Genomic DNA, 16,770 nt, shown 5'->3' with positions numbered 1-16,770 from the left:
CATCGTCGCGCCCACCGCACGTGCGGCCGTACGCCCCACTCCACCATACGCTCGACCGACAAGCGGCGGGTGCCGAGGCCGCGTCCCTTTTGCCGCACGGAACACGATGCCGCTTGCCATCCTGCAAAAGCAGCGGCTAAGGGCCGTCGCAGTCGGGGAGTGGCGCAGGCTGGTAGCGCACCTGGTTTGGGACCAGGGGGTCGCAGGTTCGAATCCTGTCTCCCCGACCATCGAGTGACGACTGCGAGGCTGATCTCGCCTTCGTCGCCCTTACCTCTTCATCGCCATCATACGTATGTTCGTCAGAAGAACCGCTTGAGCAGACCGGCATTGGTCTTGCCCAGCTCGATCACCTCGTCACCTCGACCGCTGATGATCGCCTTCGCCATGTAGAGCGTGAAGCCCTTCATCTGCTCCAGCGTGATCTTGGGCGGCATCGAGAGTTCGGTGCGCGCCGTGACCGCATCGAGCAGCGCTGGCCCCGGATGCGCCAGCACCTCGCGGACGCCAGCTTCGACCTCACCCGGATCGGTGACCCGAACGCCGTGCAGTCCGATCGCCCGCGCCATGGCCGCGAAGTCGGGATTGTCGAGCGTGACGCCGGTTTCTATCAGGCCAGCCGCCTTCATCTCCATCTCGACAAAGCCGAGCGTGCCGTTGTTGAAGACGATGATCTTCACCGGCAAACCCAGCTGGCGCACCGTCAGCAACTCGCCCATCAGCATCGCGAGGCCGCCGTCTCCCGACAGCGTCACCACCTGTCGCGCCGGATACGCCGCCTGCACGCCGATCGCCTGGGGCAGAGCGTTCGCCATCGAGCCGTGGTTGAACGAGCCGATCAACCGGCGGCGGCCGTTCATCTTGAGGTAGCGCGCGGCCCATACCGTCGGCGTGCCGACATCACAGGCGAAGACCGCATCGTCCGCCGCCCACTCGCTGAGGACGCGGGCGACATGCTGCGGATGGATCACGCCGCTGCCGGGCGTACCGTCGGCGAGATCGTCGAGGCCCTTGCGCGCCTCCGCATAATTCTCACGCGCGGATTGCAGGAAGCTACCGTCTTGCGCACCGGCCAGCTTCGGAAGCAATGCGGTGATCGTAGCGCCGACATCGCCGACCAAGCCGATATCGATCGACGTTCGCCGCCCGAGATTTTCCGGCAGCAGGTCGATCTGCGCGACCTTCGCTTTCTCGGGATAGAATTGGCGGTAGGGAAAATCGGTGCCGAGCATTAGCAGCACGTCGCAGGCCATCATCGCGTCGTAGCCGCTCGAAAAGCCGATCAGCCCAGTCATGCCGACGTCATAGGGGTTGTCGTATTCGACGAATTCCTTGCCACCGAGCGCATGGACGACCGGCGCCTGCAACGTCTCGGCAAGCTTGACCAGTTCGGCATGTGCAGTCCGGCACCCCCGCCCCGCCAGGATCGTCACCTTGCGCGCATCGTTGAGCAACGCGGCAAGCTCGGCGATCTGCGCCTCACCCGGCACGGTCACCGACCGCGACGGCAGCAGCGCCCCGGCCGAGCGTGCGAGCGTGCCGGTGGTCGAACGCAGCGCGACGTCGCCGGGCATCGCGACGACCGAGACGCCGCGGTGGCCGACCGCCGCGCGGATCGCGGTTTCGAGCGTCCGCGGCATCTGGTCGGCGTCGGAGATCGTCTCACAATACACGCTGCATTCGCGGAACAGAGCCTCGGGCCGCGTCTCCTGGAAATAGTTCGACCCCACCTCCCCGCTCGGAACCTGCGCGGCGATGGCCAGCACCGGCACGCGCGTGCGGTGGCAGTCGTACAGGCCGTTGATGAGGTGCATGTTGCCCGGTCCGCACGAGCCGGCGCACACCGCGAGCTTGCCGGTCAGTTGTGCCTCGGCGCCTGCAGCGAACGCAGCGGCTTCCTCGTTGCGGACGTGGATCCATTCGATCTTGCCCTGGCGGCGCAAGCTGTCGGTCAGGCCGTTGAGACTGTCGCCGACGACGCCGTAGATCCGTTCGACGCCCGCGAGATGCAGCGTTTCGGCGAACAGGTCGGCGATGATGGTCTTGGACATGGAACGGCTCCGCACGTGAAGGATGGCCCCCGACCAGCGAGGTGGACGAAGGGCAAACGCATTGCGGTGCGATCGGGATGCACCAAACGTACGAGCCCGCGCGACCCCGCTCCTGTGTCCAAAGTCACAAAACTGCATCCGTTCCGTCACGAAGACGCATCACCCGGCGACTAGCGGCTGCGGTGCGAACCGACGGATCCATTTCGGCAAACCCCAGGGGCGTTATGAAACTCATCACCGGCAGCGCGTTGATCGCGCTGATCGCCAGTTCGTCGGCTTTCGCGCAGACGATCCCGATCCCGACCCCGCCGCCACAGGCTTCAGCCGATGCCTCGACCGACACCATCGCGGAGGACGGCCAGATCGTCGTGACCGGCACGCGCGATCGGTCGCGAACCCAGTTCGACACGCTCGCCCCCGTCGACGTCCTGTCGGGCGACGCGGTGCGATCGAGCGTCTCGGGCGACCTGTCGGATACGCTCGCGCAGTTGCTGCCCTCGTTCAACGTCCAGCGCCTGCCCGCCGCCGACGGCCAGGCGTTCGTCCGCCCGGCGACGCTGCGCGGGCTGTCCGCCGATCAGACGCTCGTGCTGGTCAACGGCAAGCGCTATCACCGGTCGGCGCTGCTCGGTACGCGCGGCGCGCAGGCACCCGATCTCGCCGGCATACCCTCGCTGGCGATCAAGCGGATCGAAGTGCTGCGCGACGGCGCGTCGGCACAATATGGGTCTGATGCGATCGCGGGCGTCGTCAACATCATCCTCGACGACGCCCCAGGCATGGAGGCATTCGGCCAGGTCTCGCAATATTACAAAGGCGACGGCAACGAATACCAGACCGGCGCGCGTGGCGGCATCGCGCTCGGCGACCGCGGTGCGATCGTCGTCACCGGCGAATACGATCATTCGGAAGCGACCTCGCGGACCCGTCAGCGGCCCGACGCCATCGCCTTCCAGGCGGCCAACCCGACCCTGGTCGTGCCAAACCCGGTGCAGCGCTGGGGCCAGCCCGACGAGGAGCGTATCCGCGGCGCGATCGACGCGCATTACGCGCTCGCCGATGCCGCAACGCTCTATGTGTTCGGCACCGCACAGCAGGGCGAAGGCGTCACCGACTTCAACTGGCGCAATCCCGCCGGCACCGGCAGCGTCTACAATGCCAGCAGCGCGTTTCCCGGCTTCTCGTTCCGCAGCATCTACCCGGTCGGCTTCACCCCGCGGTTCGGCACCACGTTCAGCGATTATCAGGCCGATGGCGGACTACGCGGCGAGCTGAGCGATCGGTTCAGTTACGATCTCTCCGCCGCGGTCGGCCGCAGCCGGATCGCCTACACGCTAAACGAGAGCCTGAACGCATCGCTCGGGCCGGCGAGCCCGACCAGCTTCTATCTTGGCCAGCTCGAACAGCGCGAGTTCAACCTCAACGCCGACTTCGTCTATCGCCTGCCGGTCGGCACCGCACATCCTGTCAACGTCGCGTTCGGCGCGGAGCGGCGGCGCGAAACGTATCAAGTTTCGGCTGGCGACCCGGCGTCCTACGCCATCGGCGCGGGCGCAGCGACGGGCCTCGCGCCCAATTCCAACGGCTTTCCCGGTTTCAGCCCGAGCCTCGCGGGTACGTTCGATCAGACCAGCTATGCCGGCTATGTCGACCTCGAATGGCAGCCGGTCGAGATGGTGACGCTCGGCGCCGCGGGTCGCTACGAGGATTTCTCAGCGTTCGGCGACACCTTCAACTACAAATTGTCCGCACGGTTCGAACCGATCAAGGGCATCGCCGCACGCGGAACCTATTCGACCGGGTTCCGCGCACCGACTCCGGCACAGCTCAACACGGCGCAGACCACGCAAGGGCTCGACACCACCACGCTCCAGGTGTTCAACCAGGGTCGCCTGTCGCCCAGCGATCCGCTGGCGATCGCGCTCGGCGCCAAGCCGCTGACCCCGAAACCTCGAAGACCGCGACCGCCGGGCTCACCTTCCAGAGTCGGTTCGGGCTGACCGGCTCGATCGATATCTACCAGATCGACGTCGACAACCGCTTCAGCCAGTCGCAGACGTTCGCGGTGCCGGCGAGTTTCGCCAACCCGCAGCGCTTCACCGCGGTCTCGTACTTCACCAACGACTTCGACACGCGCACCCGCGGGATCGATGCGGTGCTGTCCTATGCGCATCGCGTCGGACCCGGCCGCGCCAGCCTGAGCCTCGCCTACAACTACAACCAGACCAAGGTTCGCAGCGGCGTCAGCGCAGCGATCCCGAACGAAACGCAACGCCGCATTTTCGAGGAGCGCCTCCCCCAGCATAACGGCACCGCGACGGTCGGCTACGACATTGGCGCGGTCTCGTTCCTGGCACGCGGCCGCTATTACGGCGCGTGGACCGACGTCACCGGCAACGCGACCGGCGAGTTGTTCCAGCGGTTCGGCTCGATCGCGCTGTTCGACGTATCGGCCAGCTATCGGTTCGACGAGCATTTCACGCTACGGATCGGGGCCGAGAACGTCGCCAACACCTATCCCGCAGAAGCGACCAACCAGGCGGTCCGCGGGCTGATCTATTCGCGCAACGCCCCCTACGACACCGATGGCGGACAATATTACGCGCGGGTCGGGATGAAGTTCTGATGGCGCAGATCGTCGACCGCCGCCTCTTTCTCGCGGGCGCCGCCGCCCTGCCGATCGCGCAGGCCGGTGCGTTTCCGACCAAGGCGGTCGGCGAGGATGCCTTTGGAAGAGCATCGCCGCGCACTACGATCTCGACGCGCGAGGTCATCCATCTCGAGAACGGGAATTGGGGCATGATGGCCCGCCCCGTTCTCGACGCGTACGAGCGAAACGTCGAACGCGTGAACCGCGACACTAGCTATTACACGCGGCGGGGCATGATCGCGGACTGGACCGCGTCGCGCGATCAGCTCGCTGCCGCCTTGAACGTCCACCCCGACGAGATCGCGTTCACACGCAACGCCACCGAAGCGCTCAAGGCATTGATCCTGGGCTATAACCGTCTGACCCCAGGCGATGCCGTCCTCTATGCCGATCTCGATTACGACAGCATGCAGGCGTGCATGGACAGCCTCGCGGTACGCCGCGGCGTATCGGTGGTGCGGATCGCGCTGCCCCAGCCGGCCACGCGCCAGTCGCTGATCGACGCCTATGCGGCAGCGATGGCAGCGAACCCGCGTCTCAAACTCATCCTGCTCACGCATCTCAGTCATCGTACCGGTCTCGTCCTTCCGGTGCGCGAGATCGCCGCCGTGGCGCGCGCACGCGGGATCGCGACGATCGTCGATGCCGCGCACAGCTGGTGCCAGATCGACATGACGCTGGCCGATCTCGACTGCGATTATGTCGGCATCAACTGCCACAAATGGCTGGGCGCGCCGCTCGGCGTCGGTGCGATCCATATCCGCCGTGGCGCGCTGTCCGCGGTCGACCGCGATCCTGCCAACCCGGCGTCCGACCGCGACACGATTCAGGCGCGGGTCCATACCGGCACGGTCGATTTCGCCGCACCGCTGACCGTCCCCGCCGCGCTCGCCTTCCAGGCGACGATCGGCAACGCACGCCGCGCCGATCGTCTTGCCGCACTCCGCAACCGCTGGGTCGATCAGGTGAAGCGGATGCCCGGCATCGAGATCTCGACGCCCGACGATCCCGCGCTGCACGGCGGTATCACGTCGTTCCGAATCGCAGGTAAAACCAGCAGCGCGGACAATGTGGCGCTGGCGAAGACACTGCTCGACCGGTTCCGCATTTTTACGGTGCACCGCGACGGCCCTGCCGCCGGATCGTGCGTCCGCGTGACGCCGGCCTTGTTCAATTCCATGGCGGACATGGACGCCCTCGCGCATGCCCTGAAATCGCTCTGAACCGCAGTCTTTTCGGCCGCTCACGATACATCTAGCCGCCGTCGCGGAGTTGCGCTAGCAATCGCACATGACCGTACCCACTATTCTAAAAACCTGCGACTGCCCGTCATCGGGTCGCCGCTCTTCATCATCTCGGGTCCCGAACTGGTGATCGCGCAGTGCAAGGCGGGGATCGTCGGGTCGTTCCCCGCGCTCAACGCCCGGCCCCAGGCGATGCTCGACGAATGGCTGCACCGGATCACCGAGGAACTGAGCGCACACAACCGCGCTAACCCTGATCGCCCGGCCGCACCGTTCGCGGTGAACCAGATCGTCCACAAGTCCAACGATCGCCTCGAAAGCGATCTGGAGACCTGCGCGAAGTGGCAGGTGCCGATCGTCATTACCTCGCTAGGCGCGCGCGAGGACCTGAACACCGCGGTGCACGGCTGGGGCGGTATCACGATGCACGACGTGATCGACGATCGCTTTGCGCGCAAGGCGATCGAGAAAGGTGCCGACGGCCTGATCGCGGTCGCGGCGGGCGCGGGTGGCCATGCCGGTCGCCTGTCACCGTTCGCGATCGTCCAGGAGATCCGGCAGTGGTTCGACGGTCCGCTCGCGCTCTCCGGGTCGATCGCGACCGGCGACGCGGTATTGGCGGCGCAGGCGATGGGCGCGGACTTCGGCTATATCGGATCGCCCTTCATCGCGACGACCGAGGCGAACGCGGATCAGGCGTACAAGGACGGTATCGTCGCGGGCCGCGCCTCGGACATCGTCTATTCGAACCTGTTCACCGGCGTGCACGGAATTACCTGCGCGCCTCGATCGTCGCCGCCGGGATGGACCCCGATGCACTGCCCGAGGGCGATCTGAAAACGATGGATTTCGGTGGCGGCAACGGATCGAAACCCAAGGCGTGGCGCGATATCTGGGGCTCCGGCCAAGGCATCGGCGCGGTCACCGAGATCGAGACGGTAGCGCTCCGCGTCGACCGGCTCGAACGCGAATACCGCGCGGCAAGGGCGCGTCTGGCGCTGTAGGGACGAGACGGCGCGCCGCAGCGCTGTCGATGGGCGGCGTTACGTCCGCCTAGAATGCGGTGGCGAGGCGGTTCTGCATCGTCAGCGCGGGACTGACGACAGTTCCGGGCGTGTCCTGCGCGAGATCCAGCCGCGCCACTCGCCGATGCAGGTCGATACTCGCCTCAACCAACCGGCGCGCCGGGCTCGGCAGGACGTCGATTACGGCCTGATCGGTCGACGGCGCATCGCCCAACCGCCGTCGCGGATCCAGCGCGTCGCTTGCACGCAACTCCCCGCCCGCACCGCGCGCTGCGTCAGGAACCATGCGATCACGTGCATCAGCCGGGTCGTCACCTTGAGCGACTCGCAACTGAAGCTCACCCGAACCGGGGATCCAGTGCTTCGCGATCCACCCGGCCGGCCTCGTCGAAATAGTCCCGCGCTTCGTCCGCCAGCAACATCGCTTCGTTGTAAAGCGCATCGATCAGGCGGTGCTGCATGAGCAGTTCATGGCTGGTCTGGGTCATCGTCATCGGCGATGCCACACGGACTCGAGGTTCGACAGCGAGGTTAATGCACCGGTAACCGCGCAGTGTCCCGGAATGCGTCAATTTGGCCGCGCGTCGGCGACGTCGTGTCAGGCGATGATATCGGGAATCATCTGGTCTTCGATCATGGCGATCTCATCGCGAAGACGCAGCTTGCGCTTTTCAAGCGCGCCATCTGCAATTGATCGGGAACGGCGGTCATCGCCAGTGCGGCGATCGCATCGTCGAGGTCGCGGTGCTCGGTCCGCATTGCGTCAAGTCGTATCCTGGCCTGTGCGTCGTCCACCTTGTCCCCCGGTTGATGCCGCTAACCTGACGCCGTCCTTAGCAAATGCGGCGGGGCGCGCGAGTGCTAAACCGTCACGGGTCCATTCAAATCGCCGCAATCGAGATCGGCACGGGTCGTCGCTGGAAAAGGCTCGATCATCGATATGATCCATTTCCGATGAAGACATTTCCGTGACTCGGTGGTTTACTCGGTCTCCCAACCCGAATGCAGGAGGTATCCCACCGTGCAGACGACACATCAGACAGCTTTGGAAACCAAGCACGCCGTGCTGGATCGGCGGATCGCCGAAGAGATCCATCGCCCCTTGCCTGACACGGCATTGCTGGCGGGACTCAAAAACAGAAACTGCGTCTGAAGGAAGAGATCGTCAGCCTCTAACGGTAATGTCCACCGCTCCCCGGCCAAGCTCCGGGGGGCGATTTCCGTGCAATTCCGCGACCAACACTGCTCGGGCTTCGGAAAAAGCCTGCCCCGCCCTAAGTCTGATTGGTCGGTGATTACCTCGATCCGGACGGCCTCGGCACCTTGTCAGGGTCGATCAGCGAATCGAGCGCGATCCCCATACGGCCTTCGGTGCACCACGCTATCTTGCCGTCGACCTCGCCGATGCCCTGCAATTTTATCATGACCGGTGTTCCGACGTCGGCGTCTTCGTCGAGTTCGACCATCAGCCCACCAGCGGACAGATTGCGAACCCGCACTTCCCGAAGACCTGTTTCACGATCAAGGCGAATTTGCGCCGTCAGGACCAAACTGTCGCGTGAACGCTGTCGTTTACCGCCATCGATATCGGCACCGCTTAAGACGTCGCTTTGCCGAGTCATAGCCGACCATGTCCCGGACCGACCGACGCCCCATCACGAACGCCCCTGCACTGGTCGACGCTGGGGTAGAAGCTGGCCATTCGCATCCTGTACCTCGTCCGTTCGTCGTACTGACAAGCCGTAAAGGCTGATCGGAGACATACAAGTCCGCGCCGGCCAAGTCCGCGCCGGCAAGTCCGCGCCAAGCCGAGGACCGGGCTATCAGTCCTCGCGAGACACCTTCTCGTTCCGCTCGTGACGTTCCTGCGCCTCGACCGTCATCGTCGCGATCGGCCTGGCTTCGAGCCGTGCGAGGCTGATCGGCTCGCCCGTCACTTCGCAATAACCATATTCGCCCTCGTCGATCCGGCGGATCGCCGCCTCGATCTTCGACACGAGCTTGCGTTGCCGGTCACGCGTACGCAGTTCGATGGACCAGTCGGTCTCGCTCGAGGCGCGGTCGGTAAGATCGGCCTCCCGCAGCGAATCGACCTGGAGTTGCGAGAGCGTTTCCTGCGATTCGCGTAGGATGGCGTCCTTCCAGTCCTGTAGCTTCCGGCGAAAATACGCCTGCTGCTTCAGGCTCATGAACGGCTCGTCGGGTTCGGGTCGATACCCGTCGGCCCCGCCGTCGTTCGCCGGGTCGCGATTGAAATTTCCGGTATCGTCCATACGATTCATCACGGTCGCCATACCACTCTCCCTCTGGCCCCGTCGGATCGACCTCGCCGATCTCCAAAGGCCGCCCCCAAATGGTGAAAGCGCCTATAGTCGTACGCCATCGGGACCACAAGCGACCGGACTTGCGCATCTGCCGCCGTTTCCGACATTTTATAACATTACTACTCACGAAGGTGTCACACCCCCGCAATATCCCACGATTCCGTGGTAGCCGGCGACATGGTTCACATTCGTTCGACTTGTGTCCCAGCCCGGCACGTTAAGCTTGGCTTGGGCATCGACCGTCGCATAAATGGTTCATTTACCGTTTCGGATATGGTTAATCCGCTTGCGCTTAACGGTTTGTTTTGCAGTTAGTCGGATAGCAGTAAACCAAGGCTGCAGGCGGGGATCCGGCAACACGAGGGTGCCGGCAACGAAAGAGTGACGATATGTCGGTGCGGATGGCTTTGGCCAAATTATGCGCGTGCGCGTGTGGAGGTGCCCTGATCGGCGGTGGTGCCGTGCACGTTGCCGAGCGCCCGACGCGAACCGCCAACGCCAAGCGCGTGCTGGTCAAGCGGGTCGCCCGTCCTCAGGTCGCAGCAGCGCGACCCCGCGTTCGCCGCGTCACCACCACGACGCGTACAACCTGCGCGCCCACGATCGTCACCGTGGCGGAGCAACGCCGGTTCCCGCGCCGGTCGGCGAAGGGTTCATCGGTGGCGGCGGTGCCGGCGGCGCGCCGGTCGTAGTCGGCGGCAGCGGCGGCTTTTTCGGCGGTGGACTGGGTGGTGGTTTCGGCGGCGGATTCGGCGGCAGTGGTGGATCGGGTGGCAGCATCGTGATCTCATCCACGTCGAGCGGTGGGTCGACCTCGACCGGCGGTTCCAGCGGCAATGTTTCGTCGGCCTCGGGCGGCTCCAGTGGTAATGTCTCGTCCGCCTCAGGCGGCTCTAGTGGCGACGTGTCGTCCTCTGGCAGCAGCGCGTCATCGGCCTCCTCCGCGTCTTCGGCGTCGTCCGCCAGCAGCGCGAGTTCCTCGGGCTATGGGTCGAGCAGCAAGGGGTGGGGATCGAACGGCGGTTGGAATTCCAACGGTGGCTGGAGCTCCAACGGATCGTCCGGCAGTTCCGCTTCATCGGGCAGCAGCGCCTCGTCAGCCAGTTCGAGCGGATCGAGCGCAAGCAGTGCGAGTAGTGCCAGCAGCGCGAGCAGCGCCAGTTCGAGCGGCAGCACGGGTTCGAGCGGAGGTCCGCCTGCGCCTGTTCCTGCACCCCCAATGATATTGTTGTTCGGTGCGGCGGCAGCAGCTCTGGTGGCGCGCAAGCGTTTTGCTAAGCCAAAGGCGATTGCCGCTTAAGCACCGGAATACCGCGTAGAAATAAGGCCCCGCCGGATATGCTCCGACGGGGTCTTTTCTGTTTCCGTGGTCAGGCGTTCTGGAGCGCCTTCTCGATGTCCTTGATCGGATGCCCGGTCAGGTCCTTGTCGAGTTCGCCCTTGAGGCGGCTGGTGACTTCCTTGTGATAATGCTTGCGCAGCTCGCCGAGCGTTTTCGGCGGCGCGACGACGATCAGCGAGTCGTACGTGTTTTTGAGCGCACCGGTCTTCAGGAAGTCGGCGGCGTCCGCCGCGAAGCGATCTTCCTCGATCTGGTGGAAATCGGTCGGCTCGACCGAACTCTGTACGCCACCCTGCGGAGACGAGGCGCGGCCGGCGGAATCGGTCGCCTGATCGCGCGTCGCCGGATTGTCCTGTTCCTGCGCCTTCTCGACCACGAAATTGGGATAGTCGTTGTCGCCCTCGTTGCGCAGGAACAGCATTTTCCGGCCGTCCGCGACGAGCACGACGGAGTTGTGGGGAAGATGCATGCGTGTCTCTCCTTTTCGCTATGCGTACATGTGGTGAACGCGTCGAGAACGCGAGAGGTTGCGCTCCCTCGGTCCTCCCCCGCCAGGGGAGGTGGCTGGCTCTGCCAGACGGAGGGGAGGCAAAGGCAACGTCGGCTCCGTGTCCTCCCCTCCGTCAGCTCAAGAGAGCTGCCTCCTGGCGGGGAGGATCGTGAAGGTGCCCCGCCTTGCGCGTGCCCCGCCGCCTCGGCATAGCCCGATCATGCACGACATACGCCTGATCCGCGACGATCCCGCCGCCTTCGACGCCGCCCTCGCCAAGCGAGGCTTTGCACCGCAATCCGCTTCGCTGGTGATACTCGACGAACAGCGCCGCGCGACGATCGCGGACTCGCAGACCGCACAGACCCGCCGCAACGAATTGTCGAAGGCGATCGGCCAGGCCAAGGCGCAGAAGGACGAGGCCAAGGCGTCGGCGCTGATGGCCGAAGTCGCGAGCCTGAAGGAAGCACTGCCGGCACTAGAGGCCGACGAGGCACGGCTGAGCGCCGAACTCGGCGACATGCTGGCCGCGCTCCCCAACCTGCCAGCGGCGGACGTGCCGCAAGGTGGCGGCGAGGACGATAACGCGCTCGTCCACACCCGCGGTACGCCGACGACGTTCGCCTTCACCGCCCGCGAACACGATGCGATCGGCCCAGCGATCGGCCTAGATTTCGAGACCGGCGCGGCGATGGCGGGCGCACGCTTCACGCTGGTCCGCGGCCCCGCGGCCAAGCTGCAACGCGCGCTTGGCCAGTTCATGTTGGATCACGTCGCCGAGGCCGGTTTCGAGCAGGTGTCGCCACCGTTGCTCGTCCGCGACGAAGCCGTGTTCGGCACCGGCCAGCTGCCGAAATTCTCGGAAGACCTGTTCCGCACCACCGATGGTCGCTGGCTGATCCCGACTGCCGAGGTGAGCCTCACCAACATCGTCCGCGAACAGATCCTGACCGAGGCCGAACTGCCGCTGCGCTTCACCGCGCTGACGCCGTGCTTCCGCTCCGAGGCAGGCGCGGCGGGGCGCGACACGCGCGGCTATATCCGCCAGCATCAGTTCGACAAGGTCGAGATGGTCTCGATCGTCACGCCCGACATGTCGGAGGCCGAGCACGAGCGGATGACGGCGTGCGCGGAAGGCGTGCTCGACGCGTTGCAGCTACCGTTCAGGCGGATGCTCCTATGCACCGGCGATATGGGCTTCACCGCGGCACGCACCTATGATCTTGAAGTTTGGCTGCCGGGCCAGGCGCGCTACCGCGAGATCAGCAGCGTCTCGACGTGCACCGATTTCCAGGCGCGCCGGATGAACGCGCGCTATCGGCCCGAGGGCGAGAAGGGCACGCGGTTCGTCCACACGCTCAACGGCTCGGCGCTCGCGGTCGGCCGTGCGCTCGTCGCGGTGCTGGAGAATTACCAGCAGGAGGACGGCTCGGTCGCGGTCCCGGCGGTGCTCCAGCCGTATCTCGGTGGGCTGACGGTATTGGAGCCGAAGCGCTGATGCGGATCCTGCTGACCAACGACGACGGCTATCACGCGCCCGGCCTCAAGGTGCTGGAGACGATCGCCCGGACATTGTCCGACGATGTCTGGGTGGTGGCGCCAGCCGAGGAACAGTCGGGCGCCGGCCATTCGCTGACGCTGTCGCGGCCGATCCGCGTGCGGAAGCATGGCGAGAAGCGGTACGCGGTCGCAGGCACCCCGACCGATGCGGTGATGATGGCGCTCGCCAAGATCATGAAGGATTGCCCGCCCGACCTGATCCTGTCGGGCGTCAACCGCGGCGCCAACCTGGCCGAGGACGTGACCTATTCGGGCACGGTCTCGGCGGCGATGGAGGGTGCGCTCGGCGGCATCCGGTCGATCGCGCTGAGCCAGATCTACAGCCGCGAGGGCATGGGCGACAGCGTGCCGTTCGAGGCCGCGGCGGCGTGGGGCGAGCGCGTGCTGCGACCACTGGTCGACGCGCCGCTCGCCCCGCGGACGCTGGTCAACATCAACTTCCCCGCCGGCCCCGCCGATGCGGTGAAGGGCGTGCGCGTCGTCGGCCAGGGTTTCCGCGACTATGGCCGGTTGCAGATCGTCAGCAACACCGATCCACGCGGCTATGAATATCACTGGTTCGCGCTCGGCCGGACCGTCGAGACGCCGGCGCACGCGACCGATCTCGAAGCGACCGCGGACGGGTATGTGTCGGTGACGCCGCTGCATCTCGACCTGACGCATTTCGAGTCCATGGATATGCTCGCCCGGGCCTATCGCTGATGCGGCGCGGCGGTGCCCTGATCGCGGCAGCGACGCTGCCGTTGCTCGGGCTCGCCGCGTGCATTCCGCAGGTCGAACGCCCCGCCGGCTATGGTCGGCCTGCTCCGGAGAGTCGTCCTCCGCGCCCGTACCGAAACCCGCCTGCCCAGCGCGATACGCCGCCGCCGCGACGGGACGAGCCGATACCGCGGGACAGGTCCGATGATCGCCCCGGCCGCGATACCGGCGAAGTAACCACCCTGCCCGCGCCGCGACCCGCGTGGGAGGCGCGCCAAGTCCGCGCTGACGCGAAGACGATCCCCGACACGACCTACGTGGTGCAGCCCGGCGATACGCTGAGCCGGGTTGCCGATCGCAGCGGGGCGAGCCTCGAAGCCATCGCGCGCGCCAACGATCTCGGTTCGCCATACACGATCGAGACCGGTGAGCGGCTGAGGATCCCGGGCGGACGCTATCACCAGGTCCGACGCGGCGAGACCGGTATCGCGATCGCCCGCGCCTACGGCGTCGAATGGTCGCGGATCGTCACGGCGAATGCATTGGTCGAACCCTATGTGCTGCGCGCCGACCAGCGCGTCCTGATCCCCGATGCGCCCGGCGGCGGCAGGCCCAGCGCCGCGGAGCGCGCGCAAGCCTTCACGCTCGACATCGACGACATCCTGACCGGCGGCGAGCCCGCGCTGGCGAGCAACCAGGCGCCGGCCAAACCGATCGCGACGCCGCGCCGCGTGCTGCCGTCGAACGCTGTGGTAACCGGGCCGGCGCGGTTGGCGAGCGGCGGGTTCCTGTGGCCGGTCGACGGCAAGGTCGTGAAGCGCTTCGGCCCCGGCGCGAGCGGCGAGCGCAACGACGGCATCAAGATCGCGGTGCCGATGTCGACACCGATCCATGCGGCGGCGGACGGCGTCGTCGCCTATGTCGGCGACGGCATCGCCGCACTGGGTGGGCTGGTGATCATCAAGCACGGCGGCGGCTGGACGAGCGTCTACGGCCACGCCTCGAAACTGCTCGTGCAACGCGGGCAGAGCGTGAAGCGCGGGCAGACGGTCGCGTTGACGGGGGACACTGGGTTTGCGGACCGTCCCGAACTGCACTTCGAACTGCGCAAGGGACGGACGCCGGTGGACCCGACGTCGCAGTTGCCGCGAAGCTGATTCTCCTCCCGCTTGCGGGAGGGGTCGAGGAGGGCATGGGGGCGAGCAAGCCCCTCCCTAACCCCTCCCGCAAGCGGAAGGGGAACGAGACGCACCATGACCTACCAGTCCGACCTGCTCACCACGCTGACCTCGCGCGGCTATGTCCACCAGATGACCGACGCGGCCGCGCTCGATGCGCTCGCCGGCAAGCAGGTCGTGCCCGGCTATATCGGCTTCGATCCGACCGCACCGTCGCTCCACGTCGGCAGCCTCGTGCAGATCATGCTGCTCCGTCGCCTCCAGCAGACCGGGCACAAGCCGATCGTCCTGATGGGTGGCGGCACCGGCAAGATCGGCGACCCCAGCTTCAAGGACGAGGCGCGCAAACTCCTAGGCGAGGACGGCATAAAGGCCAATGTCGCCTCGATCCGCCGCATTTTCGAACGCTTCCTGACCTTCGGGGACGGCCCGACCGACGCGATCATGCTCGACAACGCCGAGTGGCTCGACGCGCTCGAATACATCCCGTTCCTGCGCGACGTCGGCCAGCATTTCTCGGTCAATCGGATGCTCGCGTTCGATCTCGGTCAAGCTCCGCCTCGACCGCGAACAGTCGCTGAGCTTCCTCGAGTTCAACTACATGATCCTGCAGGCGTACGACTTCCTCGAGCTGTCACGCCGCGCCGAATGCCGGTTGCAGATGGGCGGGTCGGACCAATGGGGCAACATCGTGAACGGCATCGAACTCTCGCGCCGGATGGACGGCACCGAGGTGTACGGCATCACCACGCCGCTGATCACGACCGCCGACGGCGGCAAGATGGGCAAGACGATGTCCGGCGCGGTCTGGCTGCACGAGGACCAGTTGCCGCACTTCGATTACTGGCAGTTCTGGCGCAACACCGACGACCGCGACGTCGGCCGGTTCCTGCGGTTGTTTACCGACCTCCCGCTCGACGAGATCGCCCGGCTGGAGGCGCTGGAAGGCGCCGAAATCAACGCCGCCAAGATCGTTCTTGCCAACGAAGCGACAGCGATGTGCCGCGGCCGCGCCGCCGCCGAACAGGCCGCGGAAACGGCGCGCAAAACCTTCGAGGAGGGCGCTTCGGGCGACTCGCTACCGAGCTACCCGGTTGCGGGCGGCTCGATCGGTATCGTCGAAGCGCTGGTCGGGCTGGGGTTCGTTGCCTCCAACGGCGAAGCACGACGGAAAATCGCCGAGGGTGCCGTGCGCGTCGATGGCGAGGCCATCAAGGAGCCGACCGCCACGATCGACGTCGCGACACCGGTCCGCCTGAGCCTCGGGAAAAAGCGGCACGGAATGCTAACCCCTCGTAACGGGCGCATTTTGGTTATGGCAAACACGGTGTTAGGGATCTCCGTTCGCCCGAGGTTCACCGCGAAGCCGTTAAGCCATTAGCCCTAGAACACCGGGGAACATCCGATGCGAAACTATGCCACGGCTGTTCGAGACCATCGCGGTGAGCCACGCGACGAAGTGATGCACCGCACGCATGCGATCGACGGCGACGGTCGGCGCATGAAACTGGTGCTGGTCAACATGTCCGCAAACGGCCTGATGGCCCGGTGCGAGGGTTCGCCCGAGGCTGGCGATCGGCTGCGGATTACCCTGCCAATTCTCGGCGGCGTCGATGCGATCGTACGCTGGTCGCTCGGTGGACGGATCGGCTGCGAACTCGAACAGACGATCCCGCTGTCCGACTATTACGGCATGCTGTCGGTGATGGTCCGCAACAGCTGACCTTAACCAGCGCGGACCAGCAATACGCCGCCGATCACCAGCAGCACGCCGGCGATTCTGCATGAGGCTGATCGGCTGGGCGCTGAGCCCGAGCAGACCAAACCGGTCGAGCACCAACGCGGTCACGAGTTGGCTAGCGACCGCGATCGTCAAGGCGGATGCTAGCCCAAGGCGCGGCGATGCATAGGCCAGCGCGGCAACGAAGCATGCGCCGTACAGCCCGCCGAGCCAAGCCCAGCCCGGTGCGCCTTTCAACGTCGCCGGCATCGTCCGATCGGCCGCCGCCCAGATCGCGAACAGAATAGCAGTCCCCATCGCGAACGAAACGAGCGACGCGAGCCAGACCGAACCGGAAGCCTTGGCCAACGCAGCGTTGGTCGGCGGCTGGACAGCCAGGCCGATGCCGGCGAGCAGGACGATGATGATCGGGAAAAACGCAGCCATGGGCTCCCCGTGTCTTCCTGCGCGCACTAAAGCAACAGGC

The 16,770-nt window shown here is 65.8% G+C and carries 12 protein-coding genes, 1 tRNA gene and 5 pseudogenes; 10 read left to right on the top strand and 8 right to left on the bottom strand.

From position 1 onward, the window contains the following. Positions 1 to 153: 153 nt before the first annotated feature. A tRNA-Pro gene (locus AC0IX7_RS05610) sits at positions 154 to 230 on the top strand. A gap of 72 nt (positions 231 to 302) precedes the next feature. Here the strand turns inward: AC0IX7_RS05610 and poxB are convergent. Continuing rightward, positions 303 to 2,051 carry a ubiquinone-dependent pyruvate dehydrogenase gene (gene poxB, locus AC0IX7_RS05605; protein WP_471810806.1) on the bottom strand — a complete coding sequence of 583 codons (1,749 nt, stop codon included), beginning with the start codon at positions 2,049 to 2,051 and terminating at the stop codon, positions 303 to 305. Positions 2,052 to 2,128: 77 nt separating this feature from the next. Between poxB and AC0IX7_RS05600 the strand changes: the two are divergent. The 4 genes and pseudogenes from AC0IX7_RS05600 to AC0IX7_RS05585 all read left to right on the top strand — a co-directional run. After that, a pseudogene (locus tag AC0IX7_RS05600) lies at positions 2,129 to 3,844 on the top strand (TonB-dependent receptor plug domain-containing protein); the annotation flags it as partial. Continuing rightward, entirely contained in the window at positions 3,793 to 4,677 is an 885-nt protein-coding gene (locus AC0IX7_RS05595) for a TonB-dependent receptor domain-containing protein (RefSeq protein ID WP_471813753.1), read from the top strand. The pseudogene AC0IX7_RS05600 and the gene AC0IX7_RS05595, both read left to right, overlap by 52 nt. Continuing rightward, entirely contained in the window at positions 4,677 to 5,924 is a 1,248-nt protein-coding gene (locus tag AC0IX7_RS05590) for an aminotransferase class V-fold PLP-dependent enzyme (protein ID WP_471810805.1), read from the top strand. The genes AC0IX7_RS05595 and AC0IX7_RS05590 overlap by 1 nt, the downstream gene beginning before the upstream one ends. Before the next feature lie 60 nt (positions 5,925 to 5,984). Continuing rightward, a pseudogene (locus AC0IX7_RS05585) lies at positions 5,985 to 6,949 on the top strand (NAD(P)H-dependent flavin oxidoreductase). Between the two features lie 49 nt (positions 6,950 to 6,998). Here the strand turns inward: AC0IX7_RS05585 and AC0IX7_RS05580 are convergent. The 4 genes and pseudogenes from AC0IX7_RS05580 to dksA form a co-directional block, all read right to left on the bottom strand. Continuing rightward, positions 6,999 to 7,392 (bottom strand): annotated as a pseudogene (locus AC0IX7_RS05580) (DUF1465 family protein). 176 nt (positions 7,393 to 7,568) lie between these two features. Beyond that, positions 7,569 to 7,729 (bottom strand): annotated as a pseudogene (locus AC0IX7_RS05575) (YdcH family protein). Positions 7,730 to 8,265: 536 nt separating this feature from the next. Beyond that, positions 8,266 to 8,592, bottom strand: coding sequence for a PilZ domain-containing protein (locus tag AC0IX7_RS05570; RefSeq protein WP_471810804.1), 327 nt, complete (start codon positions 8,590 to 8,592; stop codon positions 8,266 to 8,268). Between the two features lie 201 nt (positions 8,593 to 8,793). Continuing rightward, complete coding sequence (dksA, locus tag AC0IX7_RS05565; RefSeq protein ID WP_471810803.1) at positions 8,794 to 9,264, bottom strand: RNA polymerase-binding protein DksA; 471 nt, start codon at positions 9,262 to 9,264, stop codon at positions 8,794 to 8,796. A gap of 491 nt (positions 9,265 to 9,755) precedes the next feature. Between dksA and AC0IX7_RS05560 the strand changes: the two genes are divergently transcribed. After that, positions 9,756 to 9,986 (top strand): hypothetical protein, encoded by a 231-nt coding sequence (locus AC0IX7_RS05560; protein ID WP_471810802.1) that lies wholly within the window; start codon positions 9,756 to 9,758, stop codon positions 9,984 to 9,986. Positions 9,987 to 10,278: 292 nt separating this feature from the next. Here the strand turns inward: AC0IX7_RS05560 and AC0IX7_RS05555 are convergent, their stop codons facing one another. Then, positions 10,279 to 10,470: a hypothetical protein gene (locus AC0IX7_RS05555; protein WP_471810801.1), complete on the bottom strand. Its 192-nt coding sequence runs from the start codon at positions 10,468 to 10,470 to the stop codon at positions 10,279 to 10,281. 194 nt (positions 10,471 to 10,664) lie between these two features. After that, the gene (locus AC0IX7_RS05550; RefSeq protein WP_471810800.1) at positions 10,665 to 11,105 is read right to left on the bottom strand and encodes a host attachment family protein; all 441 of its coding nucleotides are present in this window, start codon (positions 11,103 to 11,105) and stop codon (positions 10,665 to 10,667) included. Positions 11,106 to 11,346: 241 nt separating this feature from the next. Between AC0IX7_RS05550 and serS the strand changes: the two genes are divergently transcribed. The 4 genes and pseudogenes from serS to tyrS all read left to right on the top strand — a co-directional run. Next, positions 11,347 to 12,624, top strand: a complete 1,278-nt coding sequence (gene serS, locus AC0IX7_RS05545; protein WP_471810799.1) for a serine--tRNA ligase — start codon at positions 11,347 to 11,349, stop codon at positions 12,622 to 12,624. Beyond that, positions 12,624 to 13,388: a 5'/3'-nucleotidase SurE gene (gene surE, locus AC0IX7_RS05540; RefSeq protein ID WP_471810798.1), complete on the top strand. Its 765-nt coding sequence runs from the start codon at positions 12,624 to 12,626 to the stop codon at positions 13,386 to 13,388. Before serS ends, surE begins: the two co-directional genes overlap by 1 nt. After that, positions 13,388 to 14,542, top strand: a complete 1,155-nt coding sequence (locus tag AC0IX7_RS05535; protein ID WP_471810797.1) for a peptidoglycan DD-metalloendopeptidase family protein — start codon at positions 13,388 to 13,390, stop codon at positions 14,540 to 14,542. The genes surE and AC0IX7_RS05535 overlap by 1 nt, the downstream gene beginning before the upstream one ends. A 96-nt stretch (positions 14,543 to 14,638) precedes the next feature. Further along, a pseudogene (gene tyrS / locus AC0IX7_RS05530) lies at positions 14,639 to 15,851 on the top strand (tyrosine--tRNA ligase); the annotation flags it as partial. Positions 15,852 to 15,932: 81 nt separating this feature from the next. Here tyrS and AC0IX7_RS05525 read toward each other — a convergent pair. Continuing rightward, positions 15,933 to 16,730, bottom strand: a complete 798-nt coding sequence (locus AC0IX7_RS05525) for a DMT family transporter (protein WP_471810796.1) — start codon at positions 16,728 to 16,730, stop codon at positions 15,933 to 15,935. Between the last annotated feature and the right edge of the window lie 40 nt (positions 16,731 to 16,770).

Source organism: Sphingomonas sp. AC411 (assembly GCF_979253035.1).
The sequence above is the reverse complement of the archived record's forward strand: the minus strand, read 5'-3'. Positions and strand labels throughout refer to the sequence as shown.

What these genes read in the sequence shown, in the direction of transcription:
- AC0IX7_RS05550 (WP_471810800.1), bottom strand. Translation starts at nt 11,105, where the DNA reads ATGCATCTTCCCCACAACTCCGTCGTGCTCGTCGCGGACGGCCGGAAA.
- poxB (WP_471810806.1), bottom strand. Translation starts at nt 2,051, where the DNA reads ATGTCCAAGACCATCATCGCCGACCTGTTCGCCGAAACGCTGCATCTC.
- dksA (WP_471810803.1), bottom strand. Translation starts at nt 9,264, where the DNA reads ATGGCGACCGTGATGAATCGTATGGACGATACCGGAAATTTCAATCGC.
- serS (WP_471810799.1), top strand. Translation starts at nt 11,347, where the DNA reads ATGCACGACATACGCCTGATCCGCGACGATCCCGCCGCCTTCGACGCC.
- AC0IX7_RS05590 (WP_471810805.1), top strand. Translation starts at nt 4,677, where the DNA reads ATGGCGCAGATCGTCGACCGCCGCCTCTTTCTCGCGGGCGCCGCCGCC.
- AC0IX7_RS05570 (WP_471810804.1), bottom strand. Translation starts at nt 8,592, where the DNA reads ATGACTCGGCAAAGCGACGTCTTAAGCGGTGCCGATATCGATGGCGGT.
- AC0IX7_RS05525 (WP_471810796.1), bottom strand. Translation starts at nt 16,730, where the DNA reads ATGGCTGCGTTTTTCCCGATCATCATCGTCCTGCTCGCCGGCATCGGC.
- surE (WP_471810798.1), top strand. Translation starts at nt 12,624, where the DNA reads ATGCGGATCCTGCTGACCAACGACGACGGCTATCACGCGCCCGGCCTC.
- AC0IX7_RS05535 (WP_471810797.1), top strand. Translation starts at nt 13,388, where the DNA reads ATGCGGCGCGGCGGTGCCCTGATCGCGGCAGCGACGCTGCCGTTGCTC.